This is a genomic window from Opitutus sp. (assembly GCA_024998815.1).
In the GTDB taxonomy this organism is placed as follows: domain Bacteria; phylum Verrucomicrobiota; class Verrucomicrobiia; order Opitutales; family Opitutaceae; genus Rariglobus.
Window position 1 is genome coordinate 1,650,052 of record JACEUQ010000001.1, and the last position, 13,153, is coordinate 1,663,204.

Annotated in this window: 10 protein-coding genes; 6 read left to right on the plus strand and 4 right to left on the minus strand. The window is 63.0% G+C overall.

All coding sequences use genetic code 11. The features are described 5' to 3' along the window. Positions 1 to 28: 28 nt before the first annotated feature. The 4 genes from H2170_07280 to lpxD all read left to right on the plus strand — a co-directional run bounded on the left by H2170_07280 (position 29) and on the right by lpxD (position 4,991). Complete coding sequence (locus tag H2170_07280) at positions 29 to 886, plus strand: transglutaminase family protein (GenBank protein ID MCS6299891.1); 858 nt, start codon at positions 29 to 31, stop codon at positions 884 to 886. Beyond that, positions 883 to 3,177 (plus strand): transglutaminase family protein, encoded by a 2,295-nt coding sequence (locus H2170_07285; protein MCS6299892.1) that lies wholly within the window; start codon positions 883 to 885, stop codon positions 3,175 to 3,177. Before H2170_07280 ends, H2170_07285 begins: the two co-directional genes overlap by 4 nt. After that, on the plus strand, positions 3,174 to 3,755 hold the full coding sequence (locus H2170_07290; GenBank protein ID MCS6299893.1) for a chlorite dismutase family protein: 582 nt from the start codon (positions 3,174 to 3,176) through the stop codon (positions 3,753 to 3,755). Before H2170_07285 ends, H2170_07290 begins: the two co-directional genes overlap by 4 nt. A 186-nt stretch (positions 3,756 to 3,941) precedes the next feature. Next, on the plus strand, positions 3,942 to 4,991 hold the full coding sequence (lpxD, locus tag H2170_07295; protein ID MCS6299894.1) for a UDP-3-O-(3-hydroxymyristoyl)glucosamine N-acyltransferase: 1,050 nt from the start codon (positions 3,942 to 3,944) through the stop codon (positions 4,989 to 4,991). Positions 4,992 to 5,379: 388 nt separating this feature from the next. Here the strand turns inward: lpxD and H2170_07300 are convergent, their stop codons facing one another. Further along, positions 5,380 to 6,186, minus strand: a complete 807-nt coding sequence (locus H2170_07300; protein ID MCS6299895.1) for an FKBP-type peptidyl-prolyl cis-trans isomerase — start codon at positions 6,184 to 6,186, stop codon at positions 5,380 to 5,382. A 142-nt stretch (positions 6,187 to 6,328) separates the two neighbouring features. Between H2170_07300 and H2170_07305 the strand changes: the two genes are divergently transcribed. Beyond that, positions 6,329 to 8,254: an LOG family protein gene (locus H2170_07305; GenBank protein ID MCS6299896.1), complete on the plus strand. Its 1,926-nt coding sequence runs from the start codon at positions 6,329 to 6,331 to the stop codon at positions 8,252 to 8,254. 279 nt (positions 8,255 to 8,533) lie between these two features. Continuing rightward, a complete protein-coding gene (locus tag H2170_07310; GenBank protein ID MCS6299897.1) occupies positions 8,534 to 9,808 on the plus strand; it encodes a hypothetical protein in 1,275 nt (424 codons plus the stop codon). 141 nt (positions 9,809 to 9,949) lie between these two features. Here the strand turns inward: H2170_07310 and H2170_07315 are convergent, their stop codons facing one another. Genes H2170_07315 through H2170_07325 form a run of 3 tightly spaced genes read right to left on the minus strand, consistent with a single transcriptional unit; the run spans position 9,950 to position 12,536 of the window. Next, entirely contained in the window at positions 9,950 to 10,717 is a 768-nt protein-coding gene (locus tag H2170_07315; GenBank protein MCS6299898.1) for an ATP-binding protein, read from the minus strand. Continuing rightward, positions 10,714 to 12,180 carry an IS21 family transposase gene (locus tag H2170_07320; GenBank protein ID MCS6299899.1) on the minus strand — a complete coding sequence of 489 codons (1,467 nt, stop codon included), beginning with the start codon at positions 12,178 to 12,180 and terminating at the stop codon, positions 10,714 to 10,716. The genes H2170_07315 and H2170_07320 overlap by 4 nt, the downstream gene beginning before the upstream one ends. After that, positions 12,177 to 12,536, minus strand: coding sequence for a hypothetical protein (locus H2170_07325; GenBank protein MCS6299900.1), 360 nt, complete (start codon positions 12,534 to 12,536; stop codon positions 12,177 to 12,179). The genes H2170_07320 and H2170_07325 overlap by 4 nt, the downstream gene beginning before the upstream one ends. Positions 12,537 to 13,153: the final 617 nt, after the last annotated feature.

Below are 13,153 nucleotides of genomic sequence, written 5' to 3' on the forward strand. Positions count from 1 at the left end.
CACACCTCACGCCCTCTCCCTTTTTCGAATGAAGCTTAAAGTCTCCCACCTCACCCGCTACGAGTATGCCCGCGAGGTCTCCTATTCGCCCCACCTGCTTTACATGCGCCCCCGCGACAGCGCCCTCCTTCGGGTTAACCACTTTAAGTTCAACATTTCCCCCGATTCCAAGGTCGTCTGGACCCGCGATTGCTCGGACAATCTCCTCGCTTGGGCCCATTTCTGGGAGCGCTCGCCCACCCTGAGCATCCGCTCCGAGTTCGAGGTCGAAACGCTCGAAACCAACCCGTTCGACTTCATCCTCAAACCCTACGCGTTCACCGCCCCGTTCGAGTACGAGGAGCTCCACCGGTTCACCCTCGCCCCCTACCTCGCGCAACCCTTCGGTGAAACCCAAGCCATTTTGCGCACCTGGCTGGATTTCCACTTCGTCGACCGTCCCAAGGAAACCGTGCCCTACCTGGTCGCGCTCAACACCCTCGTCCACACCTCGCTTTCCTACACCCGCCGCTACGAGCGCGGTATCCAACCTTCACACACCACGCTCCAACTGGGCACCGGCTCCTGCCGCGACTACGCCGTGCTCTTTGTGGAGCTTTGCCGCACCCTCGGCCTGGCCGCCCGCTTTGTCAGCGGCTACCAATTCGACCCCACTCCCGACGCCCCCGCCTACGGGGCAATGCACGCTTGGGCTGAAGTTTATCTTCCGGGCGCCGGTTGGAAAGGCCTCGACCCGACCCACGGCATGTTTTGCGATGCCACGTTTATTCCCGTCGCCCACGCCGCCGTCGCCGAAAGCGTTAATCCCATCCAAGGCTCCTACTATTCGCCCGATCCCGTACCGTCCGAACTCAGTCACAGCATCCTCGTCGAACAAATCTCATGAGTGCGCCCGCCCCCTACTCCACCTCCACTTGGTCTGCCGTCCGCGCCTGCGCCGACGCCGTCGAGGCCTCCTTCGCCCAGAGCGGCGTGCTCTTCACCATGGGCGGCGAACCCACCTTCATCCCGCATGATCCGCAGGGGCCCGAATGGAACACCGCCGCGCTCGGCCCGACCAAACTCGGCTACGCCCGCCGCTTCGCCCGCCAGCTCATCCAGTCCGCCTACCCAGGCTCGGTCGTTCTAGAAACCTCCGGTAAACACTACCCGGGCGAACCGCTCCCGCGCTGGGCCCTGCTCGTCCAATTTCGCGCCGATGGCCAGCCGCTCTGGAACGACATCACGCGCCTGCGCGCCGATACCGAAACGGGAAAACACACGCTCAAAAACGCCCTCGCCGTCATCACCGCGATCGCCAAAAAAATCGCCGTACCCGCCGCCGGCATCCTGCCCACGCACGACCACGCCACGCCCGACAAAAACGCGGGCTTCGTTCTCCCTCTCGACCACGACGACACCACTTGGGTAAGCGACAACTGGCGCGCCGCCCTCAAACAAGACTCCGCCTCGCTTTTCCCCGGCGACAGCCTCATCGGCCTGCGCCTTCCCCTGGGCGAACTGGGCGAGGACAACCTCCGCCGCGCTCTCACCGTCGAGGTGCTCAACGGCTCGGTCACCCTGTTTATCCCGCCGCTTAAACTCGCGCCTTACATTGAACTGATCGCCGCGATCGAGAGCGCGTTCACCTCGCTCAAACTCAAAGACGCCGTGCTCGCCGGCTACGCCCCGCCCCTCGATCCCGCGCTGCCCACCATTGGCTTCGCATCCGATCCCGGCGTCATCGAGGTCAATCTCGCCATCTGCGAAAACTGGGCGGCCTACGATCGCCAGCTCGAACACCTTTATGCCGCCGCCGACGCCATCGGCCTGACCGCGCGCAAACTCCAGCTCAACGGCCGCGCCACCGGCACCGGCGGCGGAGCCCACCTGGTTTTTGGCGGACCGCTCGGACTGGTTTCGCCGTTCTTCGCCTTCCCCGCGCTCCTGCCCTCGGCGATCCGCTACTTCCAGCATCACCCCGCGCTCAGCTACGCCTTCTCCGGCCAATACATGGGCCCCAGCTCGCAGGCCCCGCGCATCGACGAGTCCACCTTTGAGGCGCTCTACGAACTCGAAATCGCCTGCGCCGGCGCCGAGCAATTTGGCAACCCGCAGAACTTCGCCCTCTTCGACCTGCTCTTCCGCGACCTGCTCATGGACCGCTCGGGCAACACCCACCGCGCCGAGATCAGCGTGGACAAGCTCTGGAATCCGTTCGCCGGCAACGGCCGCGCCGGCCTCGTCGAATTGCGCGCCTTCGAGACGCACCCCGACCGTCCTGCCATGTCGGTGGTGGCACTCTTTATACGCTCGATTTTCGCCCGCCTCGCCGCCGATCCCTTCAAGCCGGCCTTCATCCGTTGGGGTGGCGAACTGCACGACAAGTTCTTCCTACCCGCCTTCGTCTGGCAGGATTTATCCGCGATCTGCGCCGATCTGCGCGCCCACGGCATCCCGTTTGAAACCGAGTGGCTGCGCCCGCTCTGGGAGTTCCGTTTCCCCACACTCGGCGAATTCGTCTTCACGACCACCCCGCCGCCCGCCGCTAAGTCCAAAGGTAAACCCCAAGCCGAAAGTGTCACCCATAAGGTGACACTCCGTCAGGCGCTGGAAGCCTGGCCGCTCCTTGGCGAGCAGCCCAACGGGGGCGGCGGCACCTCGCGTTGCGTCGACGCCAGCATGGACCGCATCGAGGTTTCCGTGAGCGATCCCGCGCTCCTCGAAACCGGCCTACTCCTGGTCAACGGCCTGCCCTGCGAATTCCGTCCGCTTCCCGCAAGCTCGGAGCCTTCGGCAGCTCCAAGCTCCCAGCTCCCAGCTCAAAGCTCTAGGCTTGCCGCTCCCAGCTCCCAGCTCATGCCCCCGGCTGCGGCCGCCGGTGTGCGTTACCGGGCGTTTTTCTTAAACCCCGCGCTCCACCCGCACATCCCGGTGCATGCGCCCTTGCTCATCGAGTGGGTCGACAAAGCCACGTTTGCCGTCGTCGCCGCCGCCCGCTGGCACGTGTGGAACCCGCGCAGCGAATCCTACACCGACCGTCCCATGACGCCCGACCTAGCGAAACGCCGCTTCGCTGACCGCTGGGAAGCCTGGCCGCAGACGGTCGGTCAGCCGCGCATGATCATGAAAGTCGATTTCCCGCCCGAAGGCCGCCACACGCTCGACCTGCGCCGCTACCCGGCACAAGCCCGATGAGCGTTACGCCGAATCCGCGCCTCGTTCACTTCATCGCCGGCGCCACGGGCGCTTGGCGTATCCGCGAAATCCGCACCGTCGTGGGCGAAAGTTTTCCTTTGGCCGCTCGGCTAGACGTAACCGCCACCCCGCCGCCAATCGCACTGCCGACTGCGTTGGACTGCGCCTGGTCTTTACGTGGAGCGACGAGCAATGAGCGCTACGTCACCCAAGACGAAAAACAGCAACTCATCGCCAAACAAGAGGGGCTCGGTCGCCCCGACTCGACTTACGCCGCGTTGATACCGATCAAAAAATCGGCGGCCTGGTGGGCGCTCACGCAAGAAGCGCGTCGGGCGATTTTCGAGGAGAAATCCCACCACACACAAATTGGGCTACGTTACCTGCCTGCGATCGCGCGTCGGTTGCACCATTGCCGCGATTTGAGCACCGCCGAGCCGTTCGATTTTCTGACGTGGTTTGAGTACCCGGCGGCCGCCGAGGCCGATTTCGACCATTTGCTGCACGAGCTACGCGCCTCTCCGGAGTGGAGCTACGTCGAGCGCGAGGTCGATATCCGTTTAGAGAGGGCGTGCTAATAAGTGCGCCCCCCCCCGTTCAGCCTGCGCTGTGTTGGGGTGGCAACATAAAGACCGAGGCTCTTGTGGAGGCTGGTTGCCGATTAAGTGATCTTAAGGGCAGCGAGGATTCAGCGATGAAGGCCTGTTAACATTTAACCCGCTTCATTAGTTTGTCATTCACGGCTGCGCATGGGAGACCCCTGCATGTTAAATATTTCGGTTCTTGATTTGGTAACGCTGGTGGGCGGCGAGTTGTTATCCGGTCGACCTGAAGTTCTGATCACGAACTTTGCCTCACTTAAAGATGCGCAGCAGGGCGATTTGAGTTTCTTCAGTGATACCCGCTACCAAGTTCAGCTCAGTACGACCAAGGCGTTTGCGGTACTGGTCCCTCGCGATTACAGCCATTTCCCCGAGGGCGTCGCCTGCATCGGCGTCGCCGATCCTTCGCGCGCGTTTGAGCTGATCGTCGAGACGTATGGTGTCCAGTCCGTGCCTTTCAGCGCGGGTGTTCATCCGTCTGCGGTTATCGCGGCTACGGCGAAACTCGATCCGACAAAAGTCTGCGTCGGTGCTCATGCGGTCATCGATGAAGAAGCGGAGATTGCCGATGGCGTTGAGATCGCGGCGGGATGCTATGTGGGGCGCGGCGTTCGCATCGGCCTCGACTCGAAACTTTTCGCCAACTCCACCGTACACATGGGGTGCGTTTTGGGTGAGCGCGTCATTTTGCATTCCGGCGTGGTCATCGGCGCAGACGGTTTTGGCTATGAATTCTCCAAAGGTCGCCACCGCAAGGTGCGCCAATCGGGCATCGTGCAAATTGATAACGATGTGGAAGTGGGGGCCGGCAGCATGATCGATCGCGCCCGCTTTGGCCGCACGTGGATAGGCGAAGGCACGAAGATCGATAATCTCGTGCAGATCGGCCACAACGTCGTCATGGGACGGCACTGCATCGTCGTCGCTTGTGTTGCCATAGCTGGCAGCGCGGTGATTGGGGATTATGTCGTCATAGCTGCACAAGTCGGCATCGCCGGCCATGTGACCATCGGCTCACAGAGTAAGCTCGGTGGTCGCGCTGGCGTGACCAAGGACGTTCCCGCAGGTGAGACTTACCTGGGCTTCCCAGCCGTTCCCGCCAACGAGGAACGCAGGCGCATCGCGAGCGTTAACCGTCTGCCTAAACTCGTTGCACGAGTGAGCGAATTAGAGGCTCGGCTCAAAGCCCTTGAGCAACCCAACAAGGCCTGATTCTGGAGCATGCGGCGAGGACAAGGAGTAGAGATGGGCGTAAGAGCCTACGGAATGGGGCTACGATCTGCGCTGCAATGGCCGTGAAGGGGATCGGGGTTGGATCCACGATCGTAACGCGAACCGGCCCGCCTGAGTGCAATTGCTTAGGTAACGTCGAGGCCCCCCTCCTTTTGGCCGTGAAAAAACGCAGCGAAATACAGGGTTTGTTTTTGCGCTTCTTGAGTTCTTTTACGGCTAAACCCGATCCAGTCTGAGGCCAATGGCAGGCCAAATCACTCCGGTATGCACACCTGCTGGCGCCGCCGTCCGGCCAACAAAAAGCCCTCCGCCAGCAAAGGCGGAGGGCTAAGGCGAGCCAGCGGCTGAGGCCGCGAGCTCAGCGGGATTACTTGGCAGCGGGGGCGCTCACCGGGGCGGTGGTGGCGCTCACCGGCGCAGCGGCCTCGGGGGCAGGAGCGGGAGGCGCCTTGAAGTCGAGCAGTTCAACTTCGAACAGCAGCGTGGCGGCCGGGGGGATGGTCGGAGGACGGCCCTCTTCGCCGTAGGCGAGCTGGAAGGGAACGTAGAGCTTGATCTTGCCGCCCTTGGCGATCTTTTGCACGCCCTCAGTCCAGCCGGGGATCACGCCATTGAGGGGGAATTCAACGGGCTCGCCGCGTTGCACGGAGCTGTCGAACACGGTGCCGTCAACCAGGGTGCCGGTGTAGTGAACCTTGACCACATCCGTGGCCTTGGGGAAAGCGCCGGTGCCGGGGGTGACGATCTCGTAGTTCAGACCGCTGGGCAGGGCGACCACGCCGGGCTTGCCCTTGAGGGTGTCGAAGAACTTGGCGCTCAGGGCGTCGTTCTTGGTCTTCTGTTTGGCGGTGTATTCGGCCTGTTTGGCCTGCATGAATTTGTCGAGCTCAGGGCCGACTTCGTCGATCTTGAACGGCGACTCGGCGCCGCTGGCGGAAGCCTGAATGCCCTTGATGATGGAGGCGGTCTGCTCGGCGGTGAAACCGAGTTCGCTCAGGCCCATGCGACGGCCGACGAACCAGCCGAAGGTTTCGAGCAGCTGGGGCTCGGTGAACTTGGCAACCGCAGGGGCGGCGGCCGGGGCAGCCGCTGCAGGAGCGGCATCTTGAGCGGACAGAACAGCAACCGAGCTAATGGCAAGCAGGGCGGCCTTGATCGTGGAGGTTAATTTCATAGTTTGGGGAAGATAAGAAACGGGAAAACGGAATTTGTGCCGTTATAAGTAGTAACTTTACGAACAATCCCACGGCCTATGGCAACTTTTTACTCCCGACTCGCGTAAGTTCTTAACTCCGCACCTAGTTCCCCAACACCCCATGCACCCCGATCTCTTTTGGACGAGCCAAGATGGTCAGATTTTAACCGTTAAAAACAAAGATGCCCGCACGGTCAGCCTCCAGCTGGCCTTCTGGCCTCGCAACGTCGGCGAGCTGGAGTTCTGGGGCGAACACCTAGGCCAGCTCAACTTCACCGAGCGCAGCACCCTCGCGCGCATCGGCATCGAAATGATCCCCACGGGTCCGGGTGTCATCGAGGAAGGCCGCCTCATCATTGAGGCCGAAGCCTTTCTCTACGACGACAGCTTCCCCAACGCCGGTTACTGGAAAAAACTCCTCCGCCCCGGCGTAGGCGTGGGCCGCCTGTTTTACGCGCCGGAGTCGGCCAAGCTCGCCACCGCCGAAATTTGGGACGCGGTTCAGACCAACCGCATCAAGCTGCCCAACACCATCAGCATCGACCGGCTCGGGCGCGTTTTCCTCACCCCGCATCACGTCCGCTACACCCTCAACGCCCGCCTCAAACGCCCCGACTTCGAGCGCATGGTCAGCGGCGAGGCCGGTCGCGCCTACCTCGACAAAGTTCAGATTCGCCAGGAGACCAATCTGCTCACCATCGGCCCGCGCTCAGGCGTGCTCACCAGCTGCTCGATGTACCTGAAAGAGCACTACGTCCTGCTCAACCGCGGCGAGGGCAACTTCGGCATCCACACCAGCGCCGTCCTGCTCGACCCGGTAAAAACCTTCGGCACCAACATCATGTTGGAGATCTACAACACCGGCACGCAGCCGGTGGTTAACCCCATGGTTTCGGTGGAGATTTTCAACGCGCCCACCGTCACCACCAACGGCCAGGCGCCCGCCGACCCCGTATTTAAATCCCTGCTACGCCGCCGCACCCGCCTGCTGACCACGGCCACCGAGGTGTTTGCCACGATCGACACGCTGCCGCCCCAAACCGCTCCCGCCGCCAAGCCCCGCACCCGCATCTCCGTGCGCGGCCAGAGCGCCACCATGGAGAACTTCAGCCTGTTCCTGCGCACCGCCGGCGGCTCCGCGCCCAAACCCGATACGCTCACCACCTGCGGCTACCGCACCATGGTCGACGCCCTCGCCGCCGCCCCCGCCGATACCGACACCCTGCTCATCGACTACTTCCCCAACCTGCTCGAAAACATCGAGCTGTTGACCCATCTGCCCGAGCTCAAGCTGCGCCGCATCATCTTCCGCCAGCCCTCGCGCACGCACGGCTTCTTTTTATCCAACAACGCCCACGGCCGCCTCCAGACCTACAACGACCTCGGCATCGACGTGTACTGGTTCAACACCGCGATGGGCGACCTGTACCGCCATATTTATAAAAAACATCACGGCTTCTTTGTCCGCGAGGAGCTCGGTCGCGTTTTTCAGGAGTCCACCATTCTCGCCTTTTATGGTTCAGCCGTTGGCCTGGAACAAGGCGACACCGACCGCATCTCCGGCCTGATCGACAAACTCACGGGCTTTATCGGCCCCAACGTGGGTATCCTCACCGGTGGTGGCGGCGGCGTGATGCGCCTCGCCACCGACCAGGCGCGGGCCAAGGGCGCGCTCACCGGCGCGTGCTTCCTCGAACTGGAGGCGCAACCGCCCGAGCTCGGCGTGGACTTCTTTAACACGTTTCAGGAAACCGCCCGCCATTACCGCCAAAAGTGGTTCGAAGTGGCCGACTTCTGCGTGTTTAACGTCGGCGGCGTGGGCACCCTAGAGGAGGTCGGCATCGAGTTGTGCAACCTCAAGCTAGGCATCCGCCCGCGCACGCCCTACGTGTTTTACAATTCCGCCTGCTGGACGGATTTGCGCCGCCAGCTCAACGAGATGGTGAAGTCCAAACGCACCCCCGCGTGGATGCTCGACTACATGCTCTTCACCGACGACCCCGACGAGGTCGTGGCCTTTTACCGGAAGACCCTGCAAGTGCTGTAGGCGGAAGTGACATCAGAAATATCGGATCGAAAGTAGCGCGGTGCTTTAGCCCGCATGAAGTAGCGCAGACTTCCAGTCTGCTTTGATAAAATCCCCTCTCGGCAACTCAGAGCAGACTGGGAAGTCTGCGCTACTTTTCGACCCGTTACTGCCGACTCGCCCCCCCCACGCCCCCCCCCACTCCCGAAAACCCGCCCCTCCGGTTCACGCCTTGACGCGTAAAGGGGGGCGGCGTTGGTTGCCCCGCATGCGCAGCCTACCGTCCCCCACCCCTTTAGCATGAAGGATAACCCCTCCACCGCTCCTTCGCGCCAAGTCTGGCTGTGGGTCATTGGCGGCTATTTATTCCAATCCATTCCGGCCGCCGTGCGCGACGAAGCCCTGCCCGTTGCCCTCAAAAACATCGGCTACGGCGACGCGATGATCACCCGGTCCGTCGCTCTGCTCGGCCTAATTTTCGGTTTTAAAATCCTCCTCGCACCCGTCGTGGCGGCGTTTCGCCCGCGCCAGTTTATCCTCTCGGCCGAGCTCACGGTCACGCTGCTGCTGGCAGCCATTGCCGGCCTCGTGTGCGCCCAAACCCCCTCGGCACCGCTCATCGTAACCGCGCTCGTCTTGCTCTCGTTCGTGGCGGCCGCGCATGACTTTGCGCTCGATGGCTATTTCGTCACCTCGCTCGATGACCGCACCCGCGCGACCCAGTCCGGGTTGCTCAATTTCGCCTCCAAGCTCGGCATGGTGCTGGCCGGCCCCGGACTCATCTGGCTGGCCGGGCGCATGATGGACAACGGCGCGCGCTCGGTGACGGCCTGGGCGGGTGCGCTCAGTGCAGCCGCGCTGTGCGGGTTATTCGCCTTCGCCGCCAACTGGGCCGGCCTGCGCCGCGAACCGCCACCGCCTGCCGACATCCGCACGGTCAAGGAACGTTACCGCGAGATGGCCTCCGGACTCGTCCAACTTTTTGCCGATGTCCGCCTTCCCGCCATGCTCGGGCTGATCTTCTTTTACCGGGCGAGCGAGATCCACATGGCCAAAATCCTCCCGGTTTTCGCAGTCGACGTGAACCACGGCGGGCTAGCGCTGAGCAATGAAACATACGCCGTGATGCGCATCGCCACCGCGGTGCTCGGGCTGGCGCTCGGCGGTTTTGTTGGATCTATGGTGGTGGCGCGCTTGGGCCTGGCCCGGGCGCTCGTTCCCCTGGGCATTGCCATGCACCTACCACTGGTGGCGGTCGCCTGGCTGGCCGCCAACGGTTCGCACGCCACGCCGCTGATTGGCGCCGTTTTTCTCATCGAATACTTAGCCTACGGCGCCGGCTTCTGCGCGCTGATATTGGCGATGATGAAGGTCGCCGCAGGGCCGGGAGGCGCGGTGCGTTACGCCGCGCTGTCGACCTTTGCCCTGCTCGCCAATTATCTACCCGGACTATGGGCCGGGCAGTTGGCCGAACAGCTGGGCTACGCGCATTATTTCCTCTTTGCACTCGTGCTTGCCCTGCCCGGAATCGTCGCCTCGGTCATGGCCCGAAAGCACTTCGCCGAACCGGCCTGATACCAAGAGCTCAATGATTTTGGACTTTGTTTGATACTGGTGTGAGCGGCGGCGCGAACACCGTCTATTTCTGGCGGTTACAAAATCACCTGTCGTAAAAGCCGATGACCGGCCCCGCCAGGGGCCGATCATCAGGCCCGGTCAGCTTGCAGGTTCGTCGGCCAGGCGGTCTTTCATGCGGTAGGATTTGCCCTCGATGACGACGGTCTGGGCCCGGTGCAGTAGGCGGTCCAGGATCGCCGCGGTGATGCCAGCGTCGTTGTTAAAGATCCCTGCCCAGTGTTTGTAGGCCTTGTTGGTGGTGACGATCAGCGAGCCGCGTTCGTAGCGTTGGCTGACGATCTGGAAGAGCAGGTCGGCCCCCGACTTGTCGAGCGGCAGGTAGCCGACCTCATCGAGCACGAGCACCGCAGGGGTCATGTAACGCTTCAACTCGGCTTGCAACCGGTGCAGGGACTGGGCGGTGACCAAAGCGTTGATCGCGTCCACCGCCGTCGTAAACAGCACCGTGTAGCCCGCCTGGCACGCCGCGTAGCCCAACGCGCTCGCGAGATGTGTCTTCCCAAGCCCCACACCACCGCAAAACACCGCGTTGGTGCGCTCCTTGACAAAGCCCAGTTCGAAGAGGTGCCGCACCTGCGCTTCGTTCAACTCCTTGGGCCAGTCCCACTGGAACTGGTCGACGGTTTTCTTGACCGGGAAGCGCGCTGCCTGGATGCGCCGCTCCAGCGCCCGGATCTGGCGGTCCTGGGTCTCGGCCTGCACCAGTCGGCGTAAAAATTCGGCGTGCGAACAGCGCGCCTTGGCCGCCTCGGCCGTGAGTTCGCCGTGGTGGCGCAGCAGGTAACCGAGTTTCAGGTACTTGAGTTGATCTTTTAATAAATCGGTTTTTTCGGGTTCTGTTTTCATTGGGTATAGGGGCTTAAATCCGGGGGACGCAGTTCGAGTTCCAGTGCGGCCAACGCGTCGGCGCGGGTGAGGTGGATCGGCCCGGCTTGCGGCAAGGCCCGCGCGCGTTGTTCGAGCAAGTTGAGGATGTAATCGCTGGAGTAGGCGCCGAGTTCATGGGCGCTTTCGATCGCCCGGCCGACTGCCTCCGTTCCATACAGGGCCACCAAACCCACGATAGTCGCCAGGTGGTGTCCCGCGTTGAGCCGGCGCTCCTCCAGCCCCCGTTGGTAGGCGGGTGCCGCCGGGCTCAGTTCCAAAAACCGTAGCCGCAGGCGCTGCCGCGCCCCCTGCCGTTTGCGCTCCTCGAGTTCGCGCACATGCTCGGGGTTTTCCACATCGGCGCGGCGGGCAAAACTGCGGGCATGCTCGGCCACCAGGGTGCGGTCCGCATAAAACCTCACCTGCGCCCCCTCGATCTGCGCGGTGAGTAGCGCCCCGGCAAACTTCGTGGGCACCGAGTAGCGGTTCGTTTCGATACTCACCCGGCACCGCCGCGACGCCCGCACGCTTAAGGTGCGCACCGCCGGACTGGCCACCGGGTTAAGCGGCAGGAGCGCAGCGCGCTCCTCGGGCAGCCGGTCCACCGGCCGGCCCTGGGTTTCAGCGTGAACGCGCACGTTGGCCACCGTTTCCAGCCACAAGCTGGCGGCCGGCCCCAGCTCGGTAAACCCGTTCATCTGCCGCCCGCCAAGGAAGCTTTTTTTCACGTAACCCACCGCGTTTTCCACCATGCCCTTGGACTGCGGATGCCCCGGCCCGCACGCTTTTATCGTAAACCCGTAGTGCCGGGCAAAGTCCAGGTACTGGGCGTTGTACACCGGGTCGGTCCCGGGCACATGCGAGAGGACGGCCGTCTTGCAGTTGTCCACCATCACCTCGCGCGGCACCCCGCCGAGTTTTTCAAAGGCGCGCCGGTGACAGCCCAGCCACCACTCCTGGCCCTGCCCGAGGGTAAATTCCACATGCAGGAACCGGCTGTACCCCAAAACCATGACGAAAAAACTTAAAGCCCGCCGGGTGCCGTCCACCTCCACCGCGCCAAAACTGCCCCAGTCCACCTGCGCGGTCTGGCCGGGGGCAAACTTGAGGGTAAGAAACGCCTCCAGGTTCCTCGGCCGCACCCGCCGCACGTAGTCTTTCAAAATTGAATACCCGCCCGTGTACCCCCGCTCGCGCACCTTTTGCCAGAGCTGCATGGCGGTGAACGGATGGGCCTCCAGCCAGCGCGCGATCGCCGGCTTGTGCACGTCGAGCTTGCTTGGCCTAGGCACCTGCGCGGCCTGGCTGCGCACGTACTTTTCCTGCGCCTGCCAGCGCCTCACCGTCTGCACGTGCAACTGGAGCGAGCGGGCGATTTGCGGCGCACTGTGACCGGCCGCCTCCGCCTGTTTTATCCGGCAATACAGTTCGTAATCGATCACGCGCCCACCTCCCGGCTCGGCGGCGGCGTTGCCGCCAGCGTGTGCGTTGGCCTGCCCCGGTCCAAGGAGAGCACCTGGTAAAGTGGCGCGGCGTAGGCGATCACCCCGGCCTCGATTAACTGCCGGCGCGCCTCGACCAGGCCGTCCTCGCTGAGCGTGAGCAGCCGGGCCAGGGTGCGCGTGGCGTAGTAACTCAGCCCGTCGGCGTCGCCCACGGTGACCAGGACCAGATAGAGGCCCCAGGCGGGGGCACTGGCCCGCCCCAGGTAATTGCCCCGCACCAGCCGGTGGTCCAGCCAGCTAAACTGGGCCGGCGTGCGCCGGAGTTGTTCGCGATCGATCGGTTGTTTTTGCATAATCGGGCGGCTGGACGTCGATGCCCAGGATCACCCGCCCCCGGGATTGCAGGTGTCGCAGCATGGGTTCGAGGTCCTCTTGTAACGTCACTCCGGCGAACTGCGCGATAAGCCCCACGAGCACAGGGTTTTGCGACTCCCATCTGTCTTGTAACGGCACGCAGGGATTCGGTAACGCCACCTCGGCGACCGGCTCGGCTTTAGGCTGGTGCACAACGGATTGCGTAGTTGGGATGTCTTGTAACGCCACCCGCCGTCGCGGCCCCCTCCGCCTTGAGTACCCCGGATTGGCCTTCCGCCACTCCTGCACCCGTTGGACATTTTCTGGGCCTTTCCAGTGGTCGAGGTTCTCCGGCTTCGCCAACCATTTGGCCTGACTGGCCGCCCGGCTCGCCCGTCGGCATCCCGGCTTCCCGCAGTAGCGCTGACGCTCGCGGTTATGCGCGTCGGGCAGAAAGAAATCGACACAGTGCAAACACTTGCGTGAACCGGTTGGATGCATCGCTGTGCATCCGCCAAGCGTCCCGCCGGTTCAATCTCCACCCATTCGCACCCCTCATATCCCCAGCCGGACAGGGAAGAAAACCCACCCACGGAAGAAGAGTATTACTCTTTTT

Coding starts and splice junctions, on each gene's coding strand:
- H2170_07280 (MCS6299891.1), top strand. CDS start 29: ATGAAGCTTAAAGTCTCCCACCTCACCCGCTACGAGTATGCCCGCGAG.
- H2170_07285 (MCS6299892.1), top strand. CDS start 883: ATGAGTGCGCCCGCCCCCTACTCCACCTCCACTTGGTCTGCCGTCCGC.
- H2170_07290 (MCS6299893.1), top strand. CDS start 3,174: ATGAGCGTTACGCCGAATCCGCGCCTCGTTCACTTCATCGCCGGCGCC.
- lpxD (MCS6299894.1), top strand. CDS start 3,942: ATGTTAAATATTTCGGTTCTTGATTTGGTAACGCTGGTGGGCGGCGAG.
- H2170_07300 (MCS6299895.1), bottom strand. CDS start 6,186: ATGAAATTAACCTCCACGATCAAGGCCGCCCTGCTTGCCATTAGCTCG.
- H2170_07305 (MCS6299896.1), top strand. CDS start 6,329: ATGCACCCCGATCTCTTTTGGACGAGCCAAGATGGTCAGATTTTAACC.
- H2170_07310 (MCS6299897.1), top strand. CDS start 8,534: ATGAAGGATAACCCCTCCACCGCTCCTTCGCGCCAAGTCTGGCTGTGG.
- H2170_07315 (MCS6299898.1), bottom strand. CDS start 10,717: ATGAAAACAGAACCCGAAAAAACCGATTTATTAAAAGATCAACTCAAG.
- H2170_07325 (MCS6299900.1), bottom strand. CDS start 12,536: ATGCAAAAACAACCGATCGATCGCGAACAACTCCGGCGCACGCCGGCC.